Below are 24,167 nucleotides of genomic sequence, written 5' to 3'. Positions count from 1 at the left end.
CATGCTGGGCGCACGAAAAAAAGTAAAGTGGCCATTAGCCACTTTACTTTGCATACTCGACTGCCCGTGTTTCACGGATGACCGTTACTTTGATATGTCCCGGGTAGTCCAGTTCATTTTCAATTCGTTTTGTGATCTCCCGTGCCAGACGGGTAGCTTCCGCATCATCAATCTTGTCAGGTTGAACCATTACGCGAATTTCGCGTCCCGCTTGAATCGCATAAGACTTTTCTACGCCATCGAACGACTCAGAGATTTCTTCGAGTTTCTCCAAACGTCTGATATAAGTTTCCAATGTCTCACGGCGTGCGCCTGGACGTGCAGCAGACAGAGCATCTGCCGCTCCCACGAGCATGGCAATGACGGAAGTTGGTTCGGTATCACCGTGATGAGAAGCAATACTGTTGACAACAACATGATGCTCGTTGTACTTCTTGGCCAGCTCCACACCGATTTCCACGTGTGAGCCTTCCACTTCATGGTCAATCGCTTTTCCGATATCGTGCAGAAGACCTGCACGTTTGGCCAGCTTCACGTCTTCTTTCAGTTCTGCTGCCATCAAGCCAGCGAGATGAGCCACTTCCATCGAGTGCTTCAGCACGTTCTGACCATAGCTGGTACGATAACGCAGTCGTCCCAAAATCTTGATCAGATCCGGATGCAGGCCATGTACGCCAGTTTCAAATGTTGCTTGTTCTCCGTATTCACGGATACGCTCGTCTACTTCGCGGCGCGCTTTTTCCACCATTTCCTCAATGCGGGCCGGGTGGATGCGTCCGTCTGCAACGAGCTTGTCGAGCGCTGTCTTGGCGATTTCCCGACGGATCGGATCAAAGCCAGACAGGATGACTGCTTCCGGAGTGTCGTCGATGATCAGATCGATTCCCGTCAACGTCTCCAAAGCACGGATGTTTCGTCCTTCCCGTCCGATAATCCGTCCCTTCATCTCATCGTTTGGCAACGTCACCACAGAAACGGTTGTCTCTGCTACGTGATCAGCTGCACAGCGCTGAATGGAGGTGGTAATAATTTCGCGAGCGCGCTTGTCCGCCTCTTCTTTGGCCTGCGTCTCTATCTCTTTGATCATCACGGCCATTTCGTGGCGAACGGTATTTTCCACGTCAGTCAGAATGATATTTTTCGCCTCATCCTGCGTCAATCCGGAAATGCGTTCCAACTCGGAAACTTGTTCTTTATATAAGTGCTCTACCTTGCTTTGCAGTTCTGCGATGGCGCGGTCGCGCTCAGCCAATTCTTCCTCTTTGCGCTCCAACTGTTCCATCTTGCGGTCCAGCGTTTCTTCTTTTTGAAGAATGCGCCGTTCCTGACGCTGGATCTCGTTGCGTCTTTCGCGCAACTCGGTTTCTGCTTCGGAACGAAGTTTGAACACTTCATCCTTGGCTTCCAGCACCTTTTCCTTTTTAACGGCTTCGGCGTCCCGTTTCGCTTCCTCGACGATCTGGCGTGCAGCTTCCTCCGCACTGGAGATCTTTGCTTCCGCAATCGATTTTCGAATGAAGTAGCCAGCACCCAAGCCGATGAGCAGGGCGACGAGCACGATGACAACTGTTAGTATAGGCTCCATAGACTTTTTCGTTTCACCTCCTTATTGTAAGATCTCCCCGCTTTCCAAGCATTCGTTTTTCATGGAGTGCCGCTTTCGTTTTGCTCTCACATAGAGCATTCGCTAAAAAACAAGACCGATTTTACTCGGTCCGCTGAATCCGTACTGCTATCGCACGGTTGTTCAGTTGTTTCACAGGCAACGAGTGAGCAAAGCGTCAAAAGTTATGATACACCAAGTAAATACAAACCTATTTTATTATTTGTGAACAAGAATTGTCAAGATCATGCAAATAGAGTCAGCGCTCTTCGTCCCTTCTCTGACGCAATTCTGTGCGAACTTGCTGGATGATGGAATGCGAGAAGCCCTTGCGCATCAGCATGGCGAGTAGTTTTCGCTCCTCGTCAGGATTCGGCGCTCCTGTGATCCGCCGCGCTTTCTTCTCTATCAAAGCGCGGGCAGCTTCCAGTTCAGCCTCTCTTGAAACGCCTTGCACGGCATCTTCGGCAATCGCCTTGTCTACCCCGCGCTGCGCCAGTTCCATGCGCAGCATGTAGGAGCTTCGCGGCTTCAGGCGCAGCCGTTCTTCCACCCACTGCTTGGCAAATGCTTCATCGTCTATGTATCCGTGATCTTCGCAACGCTGGCAAATCTCATCGGCAACTTTTGCATCAAAGCCTTTGTCCAGCAAATACGCTTGCAACTGACTGCGGGTGCGCGGGCGCATCCCCAAGTATTTCAGGGCGCCCAAATACGCCTTGTGTCGCTCTTCCGCCACCAGCACTTCACAATAAAACGACTCGTCCACATCGGTGCCTTTAAATAGGTTGTACTTTACCAGTATGTCTTCATGTACCGTAAACGCATACTCCCCATCCAAATCAATGTGATACCGCTGTTTTTGCTTGTTGTCGCGGTGAACGGCAGTGATTTGGCCGCTCTTCATTTTGGCCCACTCCTTTCTTCGGCTTTGTTGTTCAATCTAATAGAACATAGAAAAGCCTCGGGACGTCTGTCACAGAAAACAGCCTGTCTCATCGACAGGCTGTTCACTTATGCTCCATTACTCAAGGTCAAATGCTGGCTCTTCGTCTTGCTCAGGATCGACGACTGGTTCTGCTTCAGGAACAGAGCCTGGATTGAGGCTGAAATACTCGCGAACCTTTGTCTCGATTTGGGAAGCAATATGCGGGTTTTCTTTGAGGAAGACTTTCGAGTTTTCCCGTCCTTGGCCGAGGCGCTCCTCGTTGAAGGAGTACCAAGCACCACTTTTTTGTACCACATCGATTTCGGAACCGATATCGAGGATGCTGCCCTCTTTGGAGATCCCTTCCCCGTACATGATGTCCACTTCAGCGACTTTGAACGGTGGCGCTACTTTGTTTTTCACGACCTTGATCTTGGTCTTGCTGCCAAGGATATCGTTACCGACTTTGATCGATTCTGCTTTACGAACATCCAGACGCACGCTGGCGTAGAATTTCAGAGCGCGTCCACCTGGAGTTGTCTCTGGGTTACCGAACATCACGCCTACTTTTTCACGCAACTGGTTGATGAAGATCGCGATTGTCTTGGACTTGTTGATCGCACCGGACAGTTTGCGCAAAGCTTGCGACATCAGGCGGGCTTGCAAACCTACGTGGGAATCCCCCATCTCGCCTTCAATCTCTGCTTTTGGAACCAGTGCTGCTACAGAGTCCACGACGATGATATCTACTGCACCGGAGCGCACCAGCGCTTCGGCAATTTCCAATGCTTGCTCCCCTGTATCCGGCTGGGAAAGCAGCAACTCATCGATGTTCACGCCCAGCTTCGCTGCATAGACAGGGTCCAGTGCATGCTCGGCGTCGATGAAAGCCGCTTGTCCACCTTGACGTTGTACTTCTGCGATCGCATGGAGCGCTACGGTTGTTTTACCGGAAGACTCAGGACCATAAATCTCGACGATACGGCCACGTGGGAATCCACCTACACCCAATGCGATATCCAACGCTAACGCACCACTGGAAACGGTCGAAATCTGAACGTTGGACACCTCTCCCAACTTCATGATGGAACCTTTTCCGAACTGCTTTTCTATTTGACGCAATGCACTCTCCAAAGCTGCGCGACGATCTGACAAATGGTACACACCCTTTCACTTTTCGCATCTCTTTTGCTTGTCTTCATCATACATCGAGATAGAACCGTTTGCCAAGTGTTTTTTGCGAACAAATATTCGCATCGTAAAAAACAGCCATTTTCTGGATAGTTCCAGAGAAATGGCTGTCTGTTTTTCACCTGAGCAATTAGGAGCGTTTTGCACCGCGCGGCTTTGCCGGCTCCAGGTTGATGCGTTTGCCGTTGATGCGGGTTTGGCGCAGCGACTCGTAAACGAATGCCGCCACTTCTTCCGGCACTTCCACGAACGTGAAGTTCTCGAAAATGTCGATGCGGCCAACCGATTTGCCAGGAATGCCTACCGACTCGGAAATCTCGCGCACCAAATCTTGCGGCTTCATGTTCGCATTGCGGCCTACGTTCAGGAAGAAGCGAACCATGCCTTTTGCAGCACCCGTCTCTCCGAAGTTGTACGCTTCTGCCTCCTGCATTTGGCCTGCTTCGGAATGGAAAGCCAGATGCAGCGCAGCAGCCGCGACTTTCTCGGCCGGGTATTGGGCGACGAGCGATTCCGCAACCTTTTGGTACATATCCGCGATCGCATCGCTCTCCAAAAGGCTTGTCAGCTGCTCGCGAAGCTGTTCTTGCTTGCGCTCCGCCACTTCCTCAAGCGACGGTACGTTGCGGGACAGCACTTGCGCTTTTGTCTGCTTCTGGATGAACATCATCTGTCTGACTTCGCGCGGCGTCACCAATGTCATGGCGATTCCTTTGCGTCCTGCACGACCTGTACGGCCGATCCGGTGCACGTAGCTTTCGGAGTCTTGCGGAATGTCGTAGTTGATTACGTGCGAGACGTTGCCTACGTCGATCCCGCGCGCTGCTACGTCTGTTGCGATCAAAAATTCAATCGAGCCTTCACGGAAAGAGTTCATCACTTTGTCGCGCTGTGCCTGGGACAGGTCACCGTGCAAGCCATCTGCCAAGTATCCGCGGGATTGCAGCACTTCGGACAGCTCATCTACGCCGCGTTTGGTACGGCAAAAGATGATGCCAAGCTCTACATCTTCGCTGTCGAGAATGCGACACAGGCTCTCCACTTTGTTTCGGTCGAACACTTTGTAGTACACTTGCTCGATCAACGGCGCTGTCACTTCTTCGCGGCTGACAGCGATCGTTTGCGGCTGTTTCATGTAACGGGTAGCCAAACGCTTGATTTCAGGCGGCATCGTTGCAGAGAAGAGCAACGTCTGGCGCTCTTCCGGCATATGATTGATGATTGTTTCGATATCTTCGATGAAGCCCATGTCCAGCATTTCGTCCGCTTCATCGAGAATGAGCGTATGTACATTCTCCAGCTTCAGCGTTTTGCGACGCAAATGGTCCATGACGCGTCCAGGGGTTCCCACCACGATCTGTACGCCTTGGCGCAGAGCGCGAATCTGGTGACCGATGGACTGTCCGCCGTAGATTGGCAGTGTGCGCACTTTGTTGTACTTGGAGATGCGCAAAAGCTCTCCGGCAACCTGGATGGCCAACTCGCGAGTCGGGGTCAACACAATCGCTTGTACGCGATTGGCTGGTGTAATTTTTTCTACAAGCGGAATCCCGAAAGCCGCTGTTTTTCCCGTTCCGGTCTGTGCTTGACCGATCAAGTCTCCTCCGTCCAGCACTTTCGGAATGCAGGCTGCCTGAATCGGCGATGGCTCTTCGAAGCCCATATCGTGGATCGCCTGCAAAATGGATTTATGTAAAGGAAAATCAGAAAACATCGTCATGAAAACGTCACCTTTCTTTTTGCATTTGCAGCGCATAAAATAGCGCAAATTTGGCGGCACGCCCAACAATCGCCTTTCTTCTGCCTGCAAGGCGAAGCTCTTTGACTACTGTTGGCATCCCTTCACCCGCAATCCCTACGTAGACAAGACCTACAGGCTTGCCTTCCGATGGATCGGGACCAGCCACACCCGTCACGGAAACTCCGTATGTGGCTCCCAGCTTGGCTCGTACATTCTCCGCAAGCAGCTGCGCTGTCTGGCGGCTGACTGCGCCGTCTGTGGACAACACTTCTTCAGGCACGTCGAGCAGCTGTTTTTTCACATCGTTTGTATAGCAAACGATGCCTCCTTGGAAAACAGACGAACTGCCAGGAACGGAAGTAATGAGCGAAGCGATCGTGCCGCCTGTACAGCTCTCTGCACACGCGATGGTCTCGTTTCGCTTTTTCAGTTCGCTTACCAATACATCGTGCAGGGAAGAATCCTCACCCATCCCGTACACGTACTCGCCAACGCGCTTGCGAATCTCCTCCTCGACCGGCAAAATCAAGACTTCTCCTTCTTCTGCCGTTGAGGCCCTCGCCGTAATCCGCAGCGTTACTTCAAATTCTTTTGCATACGGAGCAATCGTCGGGTTGTCCTGTTTTTCAATCAGATCCAGCAACCGCTCCTCCAGAGCAGACTCACCGATCCCGTAGAAGCGCAGCACATGAGAATGAAATACTCGCTTCTCCGGCAACAGATCCGTCAAGTACGGCATGACGTAATGCTCCACCATCGGGTACAGCTCGCTAGGCGGTCCAGGGAGAAGCACGAACGTGCAACTGTCATGACGGATCGCCATCCCAGGCGCCATCCCGAAGTCATTGGGGAAGACATGGCTGCCTGAGAGAACCAGCGCCTGCTTCCGATTGTTTTCCGTCATGACAATCCCACGTTGCAAAAAGAATTGTTCAATTCTTTCCATGGCTTCCGGATTTGTCTCCAGTCCGACGCCCACGTGCCCTGCCACTGTTTCTTTTGTCAGGTCATCCTGAGTCGGTCCAAGCCCACCCGTAAAAATGACAAGATCGGAACGGTCGGCTGCGAGGGCGATCACCTGCTGCAACCGCTGCGTGTTATCGCCGACAACGGAATGAAAATACACTCCGACACCAATTTCCGCCAGTTTTTGCGAGAGAAACTGAGCATTGGTGTTGGCAATCTGGCCTAGCAAAAGCTCGGTACCTACTGCGATAATCTCCGCTCTCATTTTCCTCATCCATTCTCTTTGAGAGTAGAAAAGCCTCTAACCAAACAGTTTATCACCGATAGTGGCGCAAGAGAAGAGTCTTGTGAAAAAAGAGACCAATACCCGTAACTACGAGTATTGGATGACGTTGCGATTTTTCGCAAAGTAGTCGTACCCGGAATAAAGCGTAATCACAACCATGGCCCAAGTGGCTACCTCATCGAAGGGAATCCCGAAAAAGCCGAATGGGAAATTGCGGATCATGACGGCTGTAATCGCCACGATCTGCACCCATGTTTTCAGTTTACCCAAAGCACTGGCAGCAATTACCTGTCCTTCAGCCGCAGCAACAAGGCGCAAACCTGTTACAGCAAACTCCCTGCTGATAATCACAATCGCAATCCACGCCTCCAGCCGCTGCATCTCCACCAAGGAAATCAAGGCAGCAGAGATGAGCAGCTTGTCGGCAAGCGGGTCCAAAAATTTTCCGAGATTGGTCACGATCTTGCGTTTGCGTGCAATGTAACCGTCGAGTCCGTCCGTACTGGCTGCTAGGATAAACACCAAAGCCGCAATCAGCTCGTTATACGTCATCGTCAGGCTGCCAATGGAAAATGTCCCGATGTTGTAACGCACCAGCAGAAAAAACATAACTACCGGCACCAGGAAAATCCTGGCGAGGGTGATGCGGTTGGCGAGATTCACCTAGACTACCTCCCCGGCCAAATCGTATTCATAGGAGTGTGTGATCTTTACCTTTACGATTGAGCCTAATTTGCCTTTGAATCCGGTTACGAATACTTCCCCGTCAATTTCCGGGGCATCGTATTGCGTCCGGCCTACATAAATGTCGTTGCGCCCTTCGTAACGCTCAATCAGGACGTCCAGCTCCTGGCCGACAAAGCGGCCATTGCGCTCGCTTGCAATCTCACGCTGAATTTCCATCAGCATGTTCGCCCGCTTTTCCTTGGCCTCTTCGTCCACATGATCAGGCAGACGGGAAGCCGGGGTGTCCTCTTCATTCGAATAAGTGAACACACCCAAACGGTCAAAACGGATGTCTTTCACGAAGTCGGACAACTTGGCAAAGTCCTCTTCGTTTTCGCCAGGGAAGCCTACAATCAAGGAAGTTCGCAGGGCAACATCCGGTACTTGCGCGCGGATTTTACCGACAAGCTCGCGAATATCCGTTTGGCGACCCGGACGACGCATTCTTTTCAGAATGTGGTCTTCTGAGTGCTGCAATGGCATGTCGATGTATTTGCATACCTTTGGATTCGTAGCAAACGTTTGAATCAATTCGTCTGTAAAAAAGCCCGGGTATGCGTAATGCAGACGAATCCACTCGATTCCCTCCACTTCGGCGAGCCGGTTGAGCAGCTCGGGAAGCATCAACTTGCCATCGTAAATATCTGTACCGTAGTTCGTGGAGTCCTGGGCAATCAAGCTGATCTCCACAATCCCCTGCTGCGCCAGATGGCGGGCTTCCTCCAGAATGGACTCGATCGTCCGGCTGCGGAATCCGCCGCGCATCAGGGGGATACTACAGAAGGTACAGGCATTGTCGCATCCCTCGGCAATTTTAATGTATGCCGAATACGTGCCTTCTTTCACTTTTCGCTTGACGACATCTTCGTACGCAAAGATTGGGTTGCCCACAAAAATCGGACGCTTGCCTTCCAGCGATTCTTCAATGATCCCTGTAATCGACATAAAATCGCCTGTTCCGACAATGCCGTCCACTTCAGGGATCTCGTTCAAGATATCCTCTTTGTAGCGTTGTGTGAGACAGCCTGCCACCACAAGCGATTTCAGCTTGCCGGCTTCCTTCAGCTCGCCCATCTCCAGAATCTTGTTCACAGATTCTTCCTTGGCGGCATCAATGAAGCCACAGGTATTGACGATGACCACGGTTGCTTCTTCCGGATTGTCAACCAGTTCATAGCCTTTTTCATCTATCAGATGGGCCATCATGTCGGAATCGACCAAATTCTTCTCACAGCCCAGCGTAACAATCGCTACTTTTTCACGCGTGCCTACCTTCTCTGCCATCTTTTTTCCTCTTTCCTCCAATTGGTCATACCAGCCCATATTACACCTATCCAGTATAATATAAGCCTAAAGGAAGTGTCAAAAGAGACGAAAGTACGAAAGGCAAGCATAATGCTTGCCTACTGTGCTGTTGCCTCTTTCATTTTGATGGTAAGGTTCGACGGCATGAACTTCATTTTGGATGTATCGACCGCAGCTCCGTTCACGGTCAGCTCCAAGGCCGTCGGCTTTCCGAGGCGGACATACGCCGATTTCTTCAATTCAATCGTGATCTCTTCCTTGGCGCCTTTTCGCAGTTCGCCTTCCTCCACATACTTCTTGCCTTTTCCTTCCGATACACCGAACCAGCTTCTGTCTTCCTTCACTTTCAAATGAACCGTAATTTTCTCTCCGCCTTGCAAAGAGTAATTGTACATGGAGCCTTGCTGCGACTCGAATGTGATCGTCGCTGAAGAGGCTACCTCTCCCGGCTCCGGCGTTGTCGTTCCCGGATCAGGAGTAGGTGTGACAGTAGATGGCGGTTGCGGCTGCTGCGCAATCGGAGAAGTAGTAGCCCCTCCACCATTGCCCGGAGTGACGATTTCCGCTCCAGGATTGACCGTTCCGCTTGGTACAGGCTGGGTGATTGTATTGCCGTTGTTATTTACCGCTGCGATGTAAATAACGCCAATAATCAAGGCAATGAAAAGCACCAGCAACGTCTTGGTAACCCATCTTCCTGCCTGTAGCGGGTTGTTCGCGGAAGCAACTCTCCTGCGACGCAGTCTTTCCACTTGCTCCGTAGGTGGCTGGGCTGGCAAATCGGCCTGAAAATGCGTCAGGATGTGATTCGGGTCGAGACCAACGGCTTCCGCATAACTCTTAATGAACGCACGCGCGTAAAAGTGGCCGGGAAGTACATGAAAATGACCTCTTTCAATGGCTTCCAAATATCGCCGCTGTATCTTGGTGATTCGTTGGATGTCGTCGAGCGTGATTCCTTTTTCTTCGCGGGCCCTTTGCAGGACTTGACCTAGCTCAGACACAGCTGCCCCTCCTTAATTCATGTCAAAATTATCGAAGCCGCGATTGTTGATCAGCTCGTATGTAATTTCCTCATCCGGATAGTGACGAAGCTCGATAATGTAATGAAAATCAGATATTTCGTACTCTGATTCTCTTACAAAAATGTCCGGATGCTCGATGATCTTCGCGGCAGGAAAGTTCATAATCTCCCGAAGCAAGGTGTAATGCTTCTCTGTCGATCGCAGCGTTGAAACAATTCCATCTATCAAATATACATGATCAGTAGACAATTCATCAATGGCTAAGGAATTGCGCACTGTCTGCCGCAGCAAAGTAGATGAAATAAACGTCCAGCGCTTGTTCGCAGACACGCTGGCTGCAATCATCGATTCTGTCTTCCCGACACGAGGCATTCCCCGGATTCCAATTAGTTGATGGCCCTCTTTTTTCAAAATCTCAGCCATGAAGTCTACCAACAGCCCCAGCTCGTCACGGACGAAGCGGAACGTTTTTTTGTCCTCGCTGTCACGCTCGATGTAGCGTCCATGGCGAACAGCGAGACGATCCAGCATGGTAGGGGGACGTAACCTCGTTATGGTTATGTTGTCCATTTTTTGCACAACGTTGCGCAAAACCTCCATTTTTTCATCGTCATCTGTCAAAAGCAACATGCCGCGGCGCATCGTATCGACACCGTTGATCGTGACGATATTAATGTTCAACATCCCCAGAATAGAAGACACGTCACCCAACAAACCAGGACGGTTACGGGCAATTTCGTACTCCATGTACCATTCTTTTTTCGCTTCCATATAGAATCCTCTCCGCCAAGACAGAATAATCTTCCTCTGTAGTATATCACGTTCGTATCGTTCGACAAACAAACGCGAAAAGAAAAATCCCCGTGAATAGGGGATTTAAAAGACTAATTGCCTTTGTTCAGGCTATCTGGATTTTGCACGAGCTTCACCATGAGGGAAGCCAGCGCTTGTTGTTGCTGTTGATCGCCCGCGTCCCAAAGCTGTTTCAGCAAGCGCTCCTGATCATTTTTCGGATCAACCTGCTCGGCGAGATAGCCTCCAATCTGATACGCTACGTTTTCCAGCGTCTGGCTTTCCATCCCAGCCTGTCTGGCCTGTTCTACTCGGTCTCCGAGAAATTCTTTCCAGTCGCGAAAGTTGTCCAGAATCGACATAAGGAAATTCCCTCCTTTTTTCGTTGGGGCAATAGAGTCTTCTGCTGCCCACACAGGAGGTAGATTTCCACTATTTCTCGGAAATTATGCACGCCCAAGCTTATGTATACCAGCCGCCGTTCGGGCTAATGATCTGCCCCGTCACATAGCTGGCATCTGCCGATAACAGAAACCGCACAACAGCCGCCACCTCGCGCGGATCGCCAAGCCGGTTCGCCGGAATTTCCTCTGCGATCATCTCCACTTCGTCAGGGGAAAAACGCGCCATCATCCCGCCAGCAATCGCGCCGGGGGCTACGGCGTTCACCGTGATGCCATTGGGCGCCATTTCCTTGGCCAACGCTTTGGTAAACGTGTTGATCGCGCCCTTCGTCAACGAATACAGCACTTCGCAGGAACCGCCCGTAAGCCCCCAAATCGAAGAAACATTGACGATCCGTCCATATCGCTCACGGAGCATGGCCGGCAACGCAGCCTGGCAGACCAAAAAAGCAGAGCGAACATTCAGCGCGACCAGCTCGTCAAACATCTCGACCGACACGTCGGTAAACAGTCCGACGTGATCGGCCGAAGCGTTGTTGACAATCAACAGCGGCGGTGACGGCATCTGGGCAAACATCGCGGCAATTTGCGCCGGCTCCCGCAAATCCGCCTGTAGCTTGCAAAAAGGTACATTTCTTTCCTGGCACAGCTGCACCAAACGATCCAGCTTGCTTTCCGAACGGTTGTAATGCAGGTAAAGCGGAACCCCTGCCTCAGCCAGATAGGTGCCGATCGCCTGGCCGATTTCTCCAGAGGCTCCCGAAATAAACGCCCAAGGCGTCTTTTCCATCATGCCCACTCCTTACTCTTGCGGCGAAGCGGAACGCACGATAGAAACTGCCATCTGTTCCTCCAGAAAATGCTCGTTCAGACGTTGACCCACTTCTTCCAATGTAATCGACTCCAGCGTCGGCACGACGGAGAACAAATCGTTGCCGTTGAACTTGAAGCTTGTAAACTGGTTCGCGATAAACTCCACGGAATTGAGCGAGCGCAGGAAATTTCCGATCTTTTTCCGCTTGGCCCGCTCGAACTCTTCCTGGTTGATGCCTGTTTGCTTGAGTTGTGCGATTTCCGCTTTGATAGTCGCCACCAAACGGTCCGGGTCTGGCGTATCTCCCCCGATAATCGTATAGGCGTAGTCTTTTTCGCTGCTGTAGTCAAAATCAAAGCTCTCCGTAATCAGTTCGCTTTCGTACAGCCGCTCGTAGATGGCGGAGCTGGTTCCAAACGCGATGTCCAAAATGAGCTTTGTCGTCAAGTCCCGTTTCAGCAGCGCTTCCTTCGACAGTCCCGTTTCTTTTTCCTTGATGCCGATCATGCACTTCGGAAGACCGACCGTGAGAAACGCTTCGACTTTGGCCTGCGCCACAGCGGCAGGCTCATCCGGGAACACGCGGGTAATCTGCGGAGCAGGAGGAAACTCCTTCTTCGTCTGGTTCTCGCGGATCAGCTTCATGATCGACTCCGGTTCGAACGAGCCCACCACCAAAAGCAGCATGTTCGACGGATGGTAAAACGTCTCGTAGCACTGGTAAAGGTACTCTTTTGTGATATGCGAGATCGTCTCGATCGTGCCGGCAATCTCGATGTTGATCGGATATTTTTGGTACATGGCCTTGAGCAGGTTCATGTAGACTTTCCAGTCCGGATTGTCGTCGTACATCGTAATTTCCTGGCCGATGATTCCTTTTTCTTTCTCCACGCTGGCATCTGTAAAGTACGGGTCTTGCACGTAGTCCAGCAGCAGATTCAGGTTGTCATCCAGCTTGTCTGTGCACGAAAACAGATAAGCTGTGCGGTTAAAGCTCGTGAAGGCGTTGCACGATGCGCCGTTCTTGCTGAACTCGTGCATGACATCCCGGTCTTTTTTCTCAAACATTTTGTGTTCGAGAAAATGGGCGATCCCGTCCGGCACATTGATTTCTTCCCCGCTGCGCGTTTTGAAATGGCTGTCGATCGAGCCGTAACGCGTAGTAAAAACGGCGTACGTCTTGCTGAACCCTTGCTTGGGAACAAGGTAGACTTGCAGCCCATTGTCCAATGTTTCGTGGTAGACGGTTTCATTTACTTGGTCAAAAACGGTCGTCTGCATGATTACGCCTCTCCCTTCTTGTCGCGCAGCAAGTAGATCGTATCGATCGCTACCTTGTTCGCCACCCGTTTGATATCTTCGATGCTGGCCTGTTCAATCCCGGCGAGCAATTCGTCCAGCTTCCGCTTGCGGCCGCTGATGACGCCATTGTAGGTAAAATCGATCATGCCGCGGGCACTGTCCAGCAACTCACGGAACTGGTTGGACAACGTAGCTCGCGTCTGCGACAGTTCTTCTTCGGAGATGTTGCCTGCGCGCATCTGCTCCAGCTGTTCCTTGATGATTTCCACCGCGCGCGAGTATTTGCCCACCTCGATGCCGGACATGATCATCATGATGCCTTTGTGGCTTTCCAGACGCGATACAGCGTAGTAAGCGAGGCTCTCTTTTTCCCGCACATTGACAAACAGCTTGGAGTGCGGGAATCCGCCCAAAATGCCGTTGTACAAGAGCAGCGCCGGATAATCGTCATCCTTGTACGTGACTTGTGTCCGGCAGCCGATATTCAGCTTGGCCTGATTCACGTCGAGTCGATCGACGACTTCTTTTTCCTCCGAAACCGTCTTGGCTGCGCCACCAATTTGCAGCTCGCCAACTTCTTTGCGCTCCAGCGGGATATGGGTGCGAATCGCTGCGGCCACTGCGTCTGGCTCCACGTCCCCCACTACGAACACGTTGATCGGGTTGGACGTTGTGATTTCTTTAAAATAGCGGTACAGCTCTTGTCCCGTGATGGCAGACAAGTCTTGCACCCGTCCTTGAACCAACAGGGCAAAAGGCTCGCCTTTGCACATCTCTTCCGTTACCCGCTGGTTGGCGTACTTCATCTTGTCATCAATCAGGCTTTCGACCCGTTTTTTCAATGTTTCTTTTTCCTGCGACACATACTTCTGCGCAAAAGCATTGTCTTGTACATAAGGGCGCACCAGCATGTCGCCTACGAACTGAATCGCCTGTTCCAGAAGGGCATCGCCTTCGGACAGGTACTTTTCATTCGGCACCTCCATGTAGATTTGCAGGATTTGCCGTTCGCCCTTTTTCATGACATCCACATCAAAAATGGCGCCATACAAAAAATCGAGGTGCGCGCGCAGGAGCTTCGTTTCCGGAAAACGCTCGCTTGCCCGTTTCATGACCATGGCCAAAAGCGCCGTCTTGGTCACGTGTTCCTCCGACAAAGCCTGCTCAATCATCGTCACAATTGTCGTTGTTTTGAATTTGGCGGTCGGAAGGATATGTACGTTCATCCCGTTAATTTGGGAGCTTTGAAACGCGATATCAGACGTCTGTGCTTTCATTGCAACTTCTCCCTTCTCCATCTGCGTATACTTCTCTATTGTAACCAATTGGCAGGCCATCTTTCATCAGAATCTTCCATTATAATTGCCCCGTCTTCCATCGTATGCTCCCCTGGCTTTCCGTACGACTCTCTTCCTCGCCGTCTTGTGCTTTGTTTTCTCCCTGTTTACAAGCAAAAAGAGCAAGCCGCCCTTTTCCGGCGCACTCGCTCTTTTTGCTACAAATCCATATAATCCCAGTCGCGGGTGTTATCTGAAACAGCGTCTTCCTCCACGAATCGGCCGCAATCGGAAGAAAGGCAAAGCACCCCGTCCAACTGCTCGTCGTGAAAAGGCAAACCGTGATTTCCGCCACAGTACGGACAAATCCACATACGAAGTCCTCCTTTTCATTGATCAGGATTCCCTATCGTATAGTCTGTCCCATTAAGCAAACAAGCTTACTACTTTCTTTTGCTCCCAGAAACGCAAATAGTCATACGGATCGACAGCCCGTCCGTTGTCGTTGCGATACAGCCCAAAGTGCAGATGCGGAGCGAACATCCCCACGGTGCCCGTTCCTCCGTAGCCCGTATCCCCGACAAAGCCGATCAACTGTCCTGCCTTGACCTCGCCGCCGATTCGCAATCCCGGTGCGTAGGCGCTCAAGTGAGCGTAATACATGCGAAACTGCCCATTTTTATCCGTAATATTGACTCGCCAGCCACCGTAAGTGTTCCAGCCCACCCGATTAATCGTCCCATCGGAAACCGAGTAGACAGGCGTTCCTTTCGGGGCCATGATATCGATGCCTTCGTGCCTGCGGACACTTCCGCTATTGCTTTCCGTCCATTCTCGATCCGATCCGAAGCTGTCGCCGTAAGGCTCGTACCAGCTCGCATCGTCAAAAGGAAACGAATAGCCTTTTCCTAGCAGACGCTGATCTCCCACTTTGCTCGACAGCGGGTGCTCCGCTTTTTTCGCAGCGTGCGGCAAAAACAAAATTTGCCCTACTGTCAACTGATCGCCTGACAAGTAGTTGTTTTGCTTGATCGCACTCATCGTCGTCCCGTGCCGAAGCGCAATCGCTCCCAGCGTATCCTTTTGCTGAACCACGTACGGATTCCCGGCTTCCGGTACGCTTACGGCGCGATCTTCGACAGGCTTTGTTTGCACATGGGCCACGGAAGCGAGTGCATCCCACTCTACCTGATAGCCGAGCGCCTCGCTGACAAACCGGAGCGGCACCAGCGTCCGCTTGTTGACAATGATCGGCGCCGTCTCCAGCGTGACGCGCTTCCCGTTCACATAGGCGAGTCGACTGTTTATATCCAAAGACACGTGTTCGCCTTTTTGATTAAACGCTACTCTTCGGTTGGTGGCATCATATGTAACCTGCGCGCCAGTCGCTTCCCCGATCACGCGAATCGGCACCAGCATCCGTCCGTTCTGTTTCAGCGGCAGCACATCCGAGTCCACTCCCCGTCCGTCCACCACAATCGATATCACCGGACCTGGTTCTGTTGCTTGCGCTGTACCGATTGCCACGAAACAAAGACAAACAAAAAATGCGCCCAGAATCCCGGCAGAACGTAAACGGCTGTGCTTTTGTAGCCAGCGGTTCATTCTATTCCCTCCCCGTGCAATCTCACATCAAAAATTATCGCACAGGGGATGGAACCGGTTCCAGACGCAAATTATGTCAACTTTTACTTAACGAGAGCCTGTATCGTACGGCTTGCCCAAGGCAGCTGGAGCGCTGGAGCGTCCAACCAGACCGGCCATGACCAAGATGGTCAGCACGTACGGAAGCATGAAAATAAATTCAGTCGGAATGTACTTGGTCAAACCGAAAATCTGCACCAAAGACTTGATCGCCTGGGCAACCCCGAAGAACAGAGCTGCTCCCATGGCTCCAGCCGGATGCCATTTTCCGAAAATCAGCGCCGCAATGGCGATAAACCCTTGTCCCGATACGGTGTTATGGGAAAAGTTGCTCGTCGTGGTCAAAGAGATCGTCGCACCGCCCAATGCAGCCAGCGCCCCACTGATCATGACAGCTGTGTAACGCATTTTTTTCACGTTGATCCCCACTGTATCAGCAGCGCGTGGATGCTCACCAACTGCGCGCAGACGCAGACCGAATGGCGTCTTGAAGATCAAATACCAGGTAAAGAACACGGCAATAAACGCAAGGAAGCTGGTTGGGTACGCCTCAAAGATGGCATGTCCCAAATACGGAATGTCATGGAGAACCGGAATGCTCCATTTTGTAAAGACGCTCGACAAGGTCGTTGTCTGGCCTGCGCCGTTGAAAATAATTTTCGTCAAGTAGACAGACAAGCCCGCCGCCAAAAAGTTCAGGGCCACGCCGCTGACCGTTTGATCCGCTTTAAAGGTGACAGAAGCCACCGCATGCGGAAGCGCGAAAATCGCTCCGGCAACCCCGGCCAAGATAAAGCCAATCCAAGGAGCCAAAGGCCCCAGCGAATCCTGAAACGCGTAGGTCAGCACGGCACCTGTAAAAGCACCGATGATCATCATGCCTTCCAGGGCAATATTCACGACACCAGAGCGCTCCGAGTAGAGCCCGCCCAAAGAGGCAAAAATCAAGGCAGTGGAAAACACGATGGTATCATGAACGAGGTTGCTAATAATTAATCCCCAATCCATCAGTGCCCACCTTCCTTTTTCTTCTGCAAGATTGGTTTAACAAAAATCTTCACGATGCCGTGTGCCGCCACGAAGAAAATAACCGAGGCGATTACGACACGGATCAACTCAACAGGAACGCCCGCGCCGAATTTCATTCCAGCCGCCCCAAACGTGAGGATACCGAACAAAATCGCGGCAAGCACGACACCCAATGGCGTATTTCCGCCGATCAGGGCAACCGCAATTCCATCAAAACCATAGCCAGGCTGCGCCGTCATGATCGCTTGATAATGGAAGACTCCCAAAATCTCGCAAGCTCCACCGATTCCCGCAAACATTCCACCAATGAACATCGCTTTTACGACATTGCGGTTGACGTTCATCCCGGCGTATTCGGATGCGTGCGGATTCAGACCTACTGCGCGCAATTCATAGCCCGACTTTGTTTTCCAAAGAATGACGTAGAAGAAAATAGCGGCAAGGACAGCAATCAGTGTTCCCCAGTGCAGACGGGCACTGTCAAACATTTGCGAAAGCCATGTGATCGTGATCATCGATGATTCCTTGATCATTTCCGAACGTTGTTGGCCAGTTGGAATGAAGAAAGCATTCATCACCCAGTTAGCCAAATACAGAGCAACCCAGTTCAACATGATGCTCGTGATTACTTCGTTCACGCCGCGAGCGGCTTTCAAGTAACCGGCAATGGAACCCCACAAGCCACCTGCTACCGCACCCGCAATAACAGCGAGCGGAGCGTGGATGTAGGCAGGCAGGTCAAAAGAAACCCCAACGGTTGTAGCAGCGATCATCCCTACGATGAACTGCCCCTCAGCCCCGATGTTGAAAAGACCTGTCCGAAAGGCAAACGCCACTGCAAGACCCGTAAAAATCAGCGGCGTAATTTGGCGAATCGTTTCCCCGAAGTTGTACGCGCTTCCGAATACTTTTTCAATCAGGGCCATGTAAGCCTGAATCGGGTTGAAGCCCCCTGCCAGCATCGCAATCGCACCCGTCAACAAGCCGAGAATGATTGCCACTACAGGGACGAGGAACGATTCTTTTGTAAAGACGGCTATCACTTTATTCATCGTTTCCTCCTCCAGGCATTCGTTTTCCACCGGACATCATCAAGCCCAGCTCTTGTTCACTTGTCGCTTTGGCATCGACGATTCCTACAATGCTGCCTTCGTAAATAACGGCAATCCGGTCGGATACGTTAATGATTTCATCCAACTCAAGCGAGAGCAGGAGAACCGCTTTTCCGTTGTCGCGCTGTTCAATCAGACGTCGATGGATGAACTCGATCGCCCCGACGTCCAAACCGCGAGTAGGCTGCGCCGCAATCAACAGATCAGGGTTCTTGTCCACTTCGCGGGCAATAATCGCCTTCTGCTGGTTACCACCGGACAAAGCGCGCGCTGGCGTGTAGATCGAAGGCGTGCGCACGTCAAATTCTTCGATAAGTTTGGCCGCATGCTTGTCAATCGCGCCATAATCGAGAAAACCGTTTTTGTTAAACGTTGGATGGAAATACGTTTCCAATACCATATTCTCGCTCATGGTGAAATCGAGAACCAATCCGCGCTTGTGACGGTCTTCCGGAATGTGGGACAAGCCCGATTCGGAAATGCTGCGCGGAGATTCGTTGGTGATTTCTTTACCATTGAGAAGGACACGGCCGCTGGTCGCTTTGCGCAACCCGGTCAATACTTCAATCAGTTCGCTCTGTCCGTTGCCGTCTACGCCTGCAATCCCGAGAATTTCGCCTGCGCGAACTTCGAGGCTGAGATTGTTCAGTGCGTTGACACCCCGGTTGCCCATCGCTGTCACGTTTTCGACAGCAAGGATCGTTTCCTTCGGTTTTGCTGCTATCTTGTCCACGTGGAAGCTGACTTCACGTCCGACCATTTTCGCAGCAAGCTCATCCGGATTGGTATCCTTAATCAATACAGAGTCAATCACTTTTCCGCGTCGGATGATGGTGCAGGCATTACATACCGCCATAATCTCTTTCAGCTTGTGGGTAATCAAAATAATGGTCTTGCCCTCTTTGACCAAGTTATGCATGATTTCAATGAGTTCATGAATTTCTTGAGGGGTCAGAACAGCAGTCGGCTCGTCGAAAATCAGGATGTCGGCCCCGCGATAAAGCGTTTTCAAGATCTCTACGCGTTGTTGCATACCTACGGAGATATCCTGAATCTTTGCTCTAGGATCAACCTTTAGTCCGTATTGATTCGAAAGCTTTTCCACCGCTTTTTCCGCGCTCTGGATATCTATTTGCAACCCGTTTTTCGGTTCGTTTCCCAATACAATGTTTTCTGTTACCGTAAACGTCTCCACAAGCATAAAGTGCTGGTGTACCATCCCGATGCCAAGTTCGTTGGCAACGTTCGGACTTGTAATTTTCACTGCTTTTTCGTTGATGAGGATTTCGCCCTCATCCGGTTGATACAGGCCAAACAAAATGTTCATTAACGTCGACTTGCCTGCGCCATTCTCGCCGAGAAGCGCATGAATTTCGCCTTGCTTGACAGAAAGCGTGATGTTATCGTTTGCCACAATCCCTGGGAACCGCTTGGTAATCCCTCGCATCTCAACTACTTTTTTTACCGAACTCAACCATGCTCACCCCATTTTTTTGGGTTAATGTGAAGGTAAAGAACAAGGCCAGTTCCTCGAACCAGCCTTGTCCCTTTGCCGCTTCATCGTTTTACTTGTCTGGCACTTGGATTTCGCCTTTAACGATTTTTTGCTTGTACTCATCAACCAGCTTCAGTACGTCTTCTGGAACGTTCTTCGTGGATGTGGAAGCCAAGCCTACACCGTCTTCAGCAAGACCGAGCCATTTGATTTTACCGCCCTCGAATTTACCTTCGGACAGGTCTTTGGATACACGATATACAGCTTCGTCAACGCGTTTTACCATGGAAGTGAGAGTGATCTCATCGCCGAAAGTCAGGGATTGGTCTTTGTCTACACCGATTACCCAAACGTTTTCGCCTTTAGCTTTGCGGTCTTTTGCTTCGTTAAATACGCCATCACCTGTACCGCCGGAAGCGTGGAAGATGATGTCAGCGCCTTGACCGTACATTTGGGAAGCAGTGGATTTGCCAAGGTCAGGCTTGTCAAATGCACCTGTGTATACTTTGATTACTTTTACGCTAGGATCAGCAGCTTTCACACCTGCTTCGAAACCAACTTCGAAGCGTTTGATAACTGGAATTTCAACGCCGCCCACGAAACCAACTGTTTTCGTTTTGGACATTTTCGCTGCAACTACCCCAGCGAGGAAAGAACCTTCGTGCTCTTTGAAGAGTACGGATTCTACGTTTGGCGCGTCTACTTCAGCATCGATGATCGCCAGTTTTGCATCTTTGTTTTCGTCAGCAACTTTTTTCAGGTGGTCGCCCATCAGGAAACCGATACCCCAAGTCAGATCCCATTTGTCTTTTACAAATTGAGTCAGGTTAGGTACATACTCAGCATCACTTGTAGATTGCAGGTAGTTAACGCTGTCTTTCGGCAGATTCATGTCGGCTTGGAATTTTTGCAGACCTTCCCAAGCACTTTGGTTGAAGGAGTTGTCGTTTACGCCGCCAACGTCAGTAACCATACCAATTTTGACAGCTGTTTTGGCACCGCCTTCAGCGCCTCCAGTTTGACCTTGAGGTTGTGCTTCTGGTTTGCTTCCGCATCCGGCAAGAACCAGCGACAGGCTGAGTGTTGCCACAGAAAGCACGGATAGAACTTTCTTCATCTGAGATTACCCCCTGTTTTTAGTTGATGAAAATTGTTGAGTGAGGTTTCCCTCACGGTTACAACCGTCTCCGCACGACGTGAAAGTGAATTTTGTCAGCTCTGAAGTAGTTATGGGAGTATAAAACAGGCTTTTCACTTTCGTCGTAATGAATCTGCTTGAGCAAGAGCAGCGGTGTGGATTTGTCGCAATGCAGCAGATTGGAAACCTTTTCATTGTAGCCCATGGGTACAATGTGAGCCACCGCATAAGCGATCCGCACCCCAGTAGCGCTCTCCAGCCATTTGAAAATGGACTCTCCGCCAGCCGTATAGCCTTCTGGCACCAAGCGCGCGGGAATACGGTCTATGCAATAGACCACAGGTTCGCCGTCAGCTGTCCGAATGCGTTCTACCATCAGCACGCCTTCGCCTGGATTCAAGGCCAAGCTCTTACGCTCGTCTTCCCCAGATTCGCCAAAGGATGTCTTCAGGATCATCGTTCCTGCCGCGTACCCTTGACGCTCAATTGCATCCGTCACACTAAAGAGTTCCCCAATTCCCCCTGAAAAAACAGGTTTTGAATTGATAAAAGTACCGACTCCATGCCTACGAATGACAATTTTCTCTTCTTCCAGAAGACGAAGCGCCTCGCGAAGTGTTGCCCTGCTTACACCTAACTGTTTGGATAGTTCGGCTTCGGACGGGAGGCGTTCACCAGCACGCAGCTGTCCGCTTTCAATATCGCTCTTGATTTTATCCATAACCAAGAGGAAAAGTGATCGAACGTTTCCTTTAATGCTCATCGTCAATTCACTCCTGTTGTCCTTCGAGCCATCCCAACAGGTAGGACGTCAGACCTCTGATTCTCATGAGACGTGATAGCAACAATTTCCCTCAATCTGTTAAAAATTTTACATGAGGGGCGTGTATCATGCAAGTCAAATCTTTTTGAACAACGGGTGGAAACGAAAAAAAATATCCCTCTCGCCAGCAAAAAAAAGACTTTGCTGGCTATGTTTTTCCAGCAAAGTCCATCCCTAGGATATATTGGATTCGATAGAAGGACGCGGAACGCGAACCTCTCGCGGTTTGGAGCCTTCATACGGCCCTACGATCCCTTGCGCTTCCATCATGTCGATCAACCGTGCGGCTCTCGTATAACCGACCCGCAAACGGCGCTGCAACAGCGATGCGGAAGCAGTCTGTGCTTCGGACACGATCTGTACAGCCTGATCGTACAGCTCGTCATCCACGACAGCCTGCTGTTCCTCTTGCACTTCGCCAGGAATCATTTCTTCGTTGTAGCGAACTTCCTGCTGCTCTTTGACAAAGCGGACGACTTCCTCCACCTCTTTGTCCGATACAAAAGCGCCCTGAACGCGAATCGGCTTGGATGCTCCCATCGGCAACGACAGCATATCTCCTCGGCCGAGCAACTTCTCGGCTCCTCCCATATCCAAAATCGTGCGGGAGTCCGCCATGGAAGACACGCCGAAGGCAATGCGGGAAGGGATGTTCGCCTTGATGACACCCGTGATGACATCGACAGACGGGCGCTGTGTGGCAATGATCAAGTGAATCCCCGATGCACGCGCCATCTGTGCCAAGCGGCAGATGGCGTCCTCCACTTCACCAGGAGCTACCATCATCAGGTCGGCAAGCTCGTCGACGATGACGACGATGTACGGCAAAGGTGTGCCTTGCACCTGGGCGTTGTACATTTCGATGTTGCGGCTGCCCGTTTTCGCAAACAGGTTGTAGCGCCGCTCCATTTCGGCCACGACTTTTTTCAGGGCGACAGACGCCCGTTTCGGGTCGGTCACTACCGGAGCCAGCAAATGCGGGATTCCGTTGTAAATGTTCAGCTCGACCATTTTCGGATCGACCATCATCAGCTTGACTTCGTCCGGTCTTGCCTTGAACAAAATGCTCATGATCAAGCCGTTGATGCAGACAGACTTCCCGCTTCCCGTGGCTCCGGCCACAAGCAAGTGCGGCATTTTCGTCAGGTCAGCGACAATCGGCTCGCCAGAAATATCACGGCCCAAAGCTACGGTGAGCTTGCCAGGCGCATCCTGGTATTGCGGCGCTTCCAGCACTTCTCTCAGCGATACGACCGCTACCTCGGAGTTCGGTACCTCAATCCCGATTGCCGACTTCCCTGGAATTGGAGCCTCGATGCGAATGTCTTTGGCAGCCAGAGCCAAGGCCAAATCGTCTGTCAAACTGACAATTCTGCTCACTTTTACCCCGGTGGCAGGCTGAACCTCGTACCGGGTGACTGCTGGCCCGCGGTGCACTTCGGAAACCGTCGCGCTGACGCCGAAGCTTTTTAGCGTCTGCACAAGCTTGGCCGCATTCGAGGTGTGATCGACGTCTTTGGCTGTACCTGCTTGGCGCGGTCTGGCGAGCATCTGCAAGCTCGGCAGCTCATAAGGTGCGGCTGGCTGTTCTTCTGCTGTCTCCAGCGTCCCGAAAATCTCTTCGTCTCCCTCCAGGGCAAACGTAATTTCCTGTGTCGCTTGCGCTGTGGCAGTCTTCGCCGGACGTGCTGCTGCGGCTGGCTCTACAGTCTCTTCATCCTCCAGAGCAATCCGGTCGGCAAAGTCGCGAATCACCGGGATGACGAGCTGTTCATTTGCCTGCTCATCGTGCGCCGTCCTGATCTCTCTAACAGGTAGCGGAGTCGCCTCTTGATCGGCGGTCTCTGCCAGCTTTTGCTTGCGTTGTTCGTCGGCTTCCTTCGTCGCTTGTTTTCTGCGCTCGCTCTCTTCCTGCAAAAGCTGCACGGAGTCTTTGACGGTCTCCTTTGCTTTTCCGTAAAAAAGCGCCATTTTGTCGCGGAGAAACATCACAATGTTCACATAAGACAGATTGAACAGAAACATGAGGCCGACGAGGAACAAGAAGACGATCATCAAGCCCGTCCCGATCGTCCCGACCAGACCGTTCGTGACGGCAAAGAACAGAGCGCCTACCATGCCTCCGCCTACTCCGGTTGTGGATACTTTTTGACTGTGATCCAGCCAGACCCGGTCCCAGGTCACGCGGATGATGCTCTGCTCCGCGAACTTGCCGTCTGCCGTGATCTGCTTGTACAAAATCATGTGGTCCCAGGTCAAAATCGCCACCATGATCAGCACGATGCCAAGCACGCGATACGTCAAGCGCGGTGCCTGGCGGGTAAACATCATGAACACAGCCATGACAATCATCAGCACCGGGAGCAAGAAATCCCAGGAGCCCGCAATAAAGCGGAACAGAAAAGCCAGAACGTTTTTGCCCAGCCACCCGCTTTCGAGCAGTCCGATCAAGGACAGCACAATAATGAGCAATCCCAGCAGCTCTATTTTGACAACCGAGGCCAATGCCGCTTGCGACCGCTCTTTTTTTCTTCTACTCAATGGCACGCCTCCTTCTTGTGCTTTT

At 51.5% G+C, this 24,167-nt stretch carries 21 protein-coding genes; all 21 read right to left on the bottom strand.

Features of this window, described 5'->3' with window-relative positions; genetic code table 11:
• Nucleotides 1–43: 43 nt before the first annotated feature.
• The 21 genes from rny to DEP07_RS09370 all read right to left on the bottom strand — a co-directional run bounded on the left by rny (nt 44) and on the right by DEP07_RS09370 (nt 24,148).
• Nucleotides 44–1,585 carry a ribonuclease Y gene (gene rny / locus DEP07_RS09470; RefSeq protein ID WP_122965258.1) on the bottom strand — a complete coding sequence of 514 codons (1,542 nt, stop codon included), beginning with the start codon at nt 1,583–1,585 and terminating at the stop codon, nt 44–46.
• A gap of 277 nt (nt 1,586–1,862) precedes the next feature.
• Complete coding sequence (locus DEP07_RS09465) at nt 1,863–2,510, bottom strand: regulatory protein RecX (RefSeq protein WP_173598865.1); 648 nt, start codon at nt 2,508–2,510, stop codon at nt 1,863–1,865.
• Between the two features lie 117 nt (nt 2,511–2,627).
• A complete protein-coding gene (gene recA, locus DEP07_RS09460; RefSeq protein ID WP_122965256.1) occupies nt 2,628–3,686 on the bottom strand; it encodes a recombinase RecA in 1,059 nt (352 codons plus the stop codon).
• Nucleotides 3,687–3,852: 166 nt separating this feature from the next.
• A complete protein-coding gene (locus DEP07_RS09455) occupies nt 3,853–5,442 on the bottom strand; it encodes a DEAD/DEAH box helicase (protein WP_122965255.1) in 1,590 nt (529 codons plus the stop codon).
• A 7-nt stretch (nt 5,443–5,449) separates the two neighbouring features.
• Entirely contained in the window at nt 5,450–6,694 is a 1,245-nt protein-coding gene (locus DEP07_RS09450) for a competence/damage-inducible protein A (RefSeq protein ID WP_287102405.1), read from the bottom strand.
• Nucleotides 6,695–6,802: 108 nt separating this feature from the next.
• Nucleotides 6,803–7,378 (bottom strand): CDP-diacylglycerol--glycerol-3-phosphate 3-phosphatidyltransferase, encoded by a 576-nt coding sequence (gene pgsA / locus DEP07_RS09445; RefSeq protein WP_063227562.1) that lies wholly within the window; start codon nt 7,376–7,378, stop codon nt 6,803–6,805.
• Complete coding sequence (rimO, locus tag DEP07_RS09440; protein WP_287102404.1) at nt 7,379–8,725, bottom strand: 30S ribosomal protein S12 methylthiotransferase RimO; 1,347 nt, start codon at nt 8,723–8,725, stop codon at nt 7,379–7,381. It abuts the gene before it with no gap.
• Between the two features lie 119 nt (nt 8,726–8,844).
• A complete protein-coding gene (locus DEP07_RS09435; RefSeq protein ID WP_122965253.1) occupies nt 8,845–9,750 on the bottom strand; it encodes a helix-turn-helix domain-containing protein in 906 nt (301 codons plus the stop codon).
• Between the two features lie 12 nt (nt 9,751–9,762).
• Nucleotides 9,763–10,542: a YmfK family protein gene (locus tag DEP07_RS09430; protein WP_122965252.1), complete on the bottom strand. Its 780-nt coding sequence runs from the start codon at nt 10,540–10,542 to the stop codon at nt 9,763–9,765.
• Between the two features lie 113 nt (nt 10,543–10,655).
• Nucleotides 10,656–10,925: a DUF3243 domain-containing protein gene (locus DEP07_RS09425; RefSeq protein WP_122965251.1), complete on the bottom strand. Its 270-nt coding sequence runs from the start codon at nt 10,923–10,925 to the stop codon at nt 10,656–10,658.
• Between the two features lie 100 nt (nt 10,926–11,025).
• Nucleotides 11,026–11,760 carry an elongation factor P 5-aminopentanone reductase gene (gene ymfI, locus DEP07_RS09420; protein ID WP_173598866.1) on the bottom strand — a complete coding sequence of 245 codons (735 nt, stop codon included), beginning with the start codon at nt 11,758–11,760 and terminating at the stop codon, nt 11,026–11,028.
• Between the two features lie 9 nt (nt 11,761–11,769).
• Nucleotides 11,770–13,062 carry an EF-P 5-aminopentanol modification-associated protein YfmH gene (gene yfmH, locus DEP07_RS09415; protein ID WP_122965249.1) on the bottom strand — a complete coding sequence of 431 codons (1,293 nt, stop codon included), beginning with the start codon at nt 13,060–13,062 and terminating at the stop codon, nt 11,770–11,772.
• A gap of 2 nt (nt 13,063–13,064) precedes the next feature.
• Nucleotides 13,065–14,360, bottom strand: a complete 1,296-nt coding sequence (gene yfmF, locus DEP07_RS09410) for an EF-P 5-aminopentanol modification-associated protein YfmF (protein ID WP_122965248.1) — start codon at nt 14,358–14,360, stop codon at nt 13,065–13,067.
• 218 nt (nt 14,361–14,578) lie between these two features.
• The gene (locus DEP07_RS09405; protein WP_167470329.1) at nt 14,579–14,734 is read right to left on the bottom strand and encodes a hypothetical protein; all 156 of its coding nucleotides are present in this window, start codon (nt 14,732–14,734) and stop codon (nt 14,579–14,581) included.
• A 52-nt stretch (nt 14,735–14,786) separates the two neighbouring features.
• Nucleotides 14,787–15,965 carry a stalk domain-containing protein gene (locus tag DEP07_RS09400; RefSeq protein ID WP_122965247.1) on the bottom strand — a complete coding sequence of 393 codons (1,179 nt, stop codon included), beginning with the start codon at nt 15,963–15,965 and terminating at the stop codon, nt 14,787–14,789.
• 87 nt (nt 15,966–16,052) lie between these two features.
• Nucleotides 16,053–17,012: an ABC transporter permease gene (locus DEP07_RS09395; RefSeq protein WP_122965246.1), complete on the bottom strand. Its 960-nt coding sequence runs from the start codon at nt 17,010–17,012 to the stop codon at nt 16,053–16,055.
• Nucleotides 17,012–18,085: an ABC transporter permease gene (locus tag DEP07_RS09390; RefSeq protein ID WP_122965245.1), complete on the bottom strand. Its 1,074-nt coding sequence runs from the start codon at nt 18,083–18,085 to the stop codon at nt 17,012–17,014. The genes DEP07_RS09395 and DEP07_RS09390 overlap by 1 nt, the downstream gene beginning before the upstream one ends.
• Nucleotides 18,078–19,592, bottom strand: a complete 1,515-nt coding sequence (locus DEP07_RS09385; protein WP_173596609.1) for an ABC transporter ATP-binding protein — start codon at nt 19,590–19,592, stop codon at nt 18,078–18,080. Before DEP07_RS09385 ends, DEP07_RS09390 begins: the two co-directional genes overlap by 8 nt.
• A 118-nt stretch (nt 19,593–19,710) precedes the next feature.
• Nucleotides 19,711–20,757: a BMP family lipoprotein gene (locus DEP07_RS09380; RefSeq protein WP_122965243.1), complete on the bottom strand. Its 1,047-nt coding sequence runs from the start codon at nt 20,755–20,757 to the stop codon at nt 19,711–19,713.
• 58 nt (nt 20,758–20,815) lie between these two features.
• On the bottom strand, nt 20,816–21,541 hold the full coding sequence (locus DEP07_RS09375) for a GntR family transcriptional regulator (protein WP_122965242.1): 726 nt from the start codon (nt 21,539–21,541) through the stop codon (nt 20,816–20,818).
• Nucleotides 21,542–21,775: 234 nt separating this feature from the next.
• Entirely contained in the window at nt 21,776–24,148 is a 2,373-nt protein-coding gene (locus tag DEP07_RS09370; RefSeq protein ID WP_287102403.1) for an FtsK/SpoIIIE family DNA translocase, read from the bottom strand.
• Between the last annotated feature and the right edge of the window lie 19 nt (nt 24,149–24,167).

The organism is Brevibacillus sp. (genome assembly GCF_003521185.1).
GTDB lineage: Bacteria > Bacillota > Bacilli > Brevibacillales > Brevibacillaceae > Brevibacillus > Brevibacillus parabrevis.
Note: the sequence above shows the minus strand (reverse complement) of the source record. Positions and strands in the feature narration are given on the sequence as shown.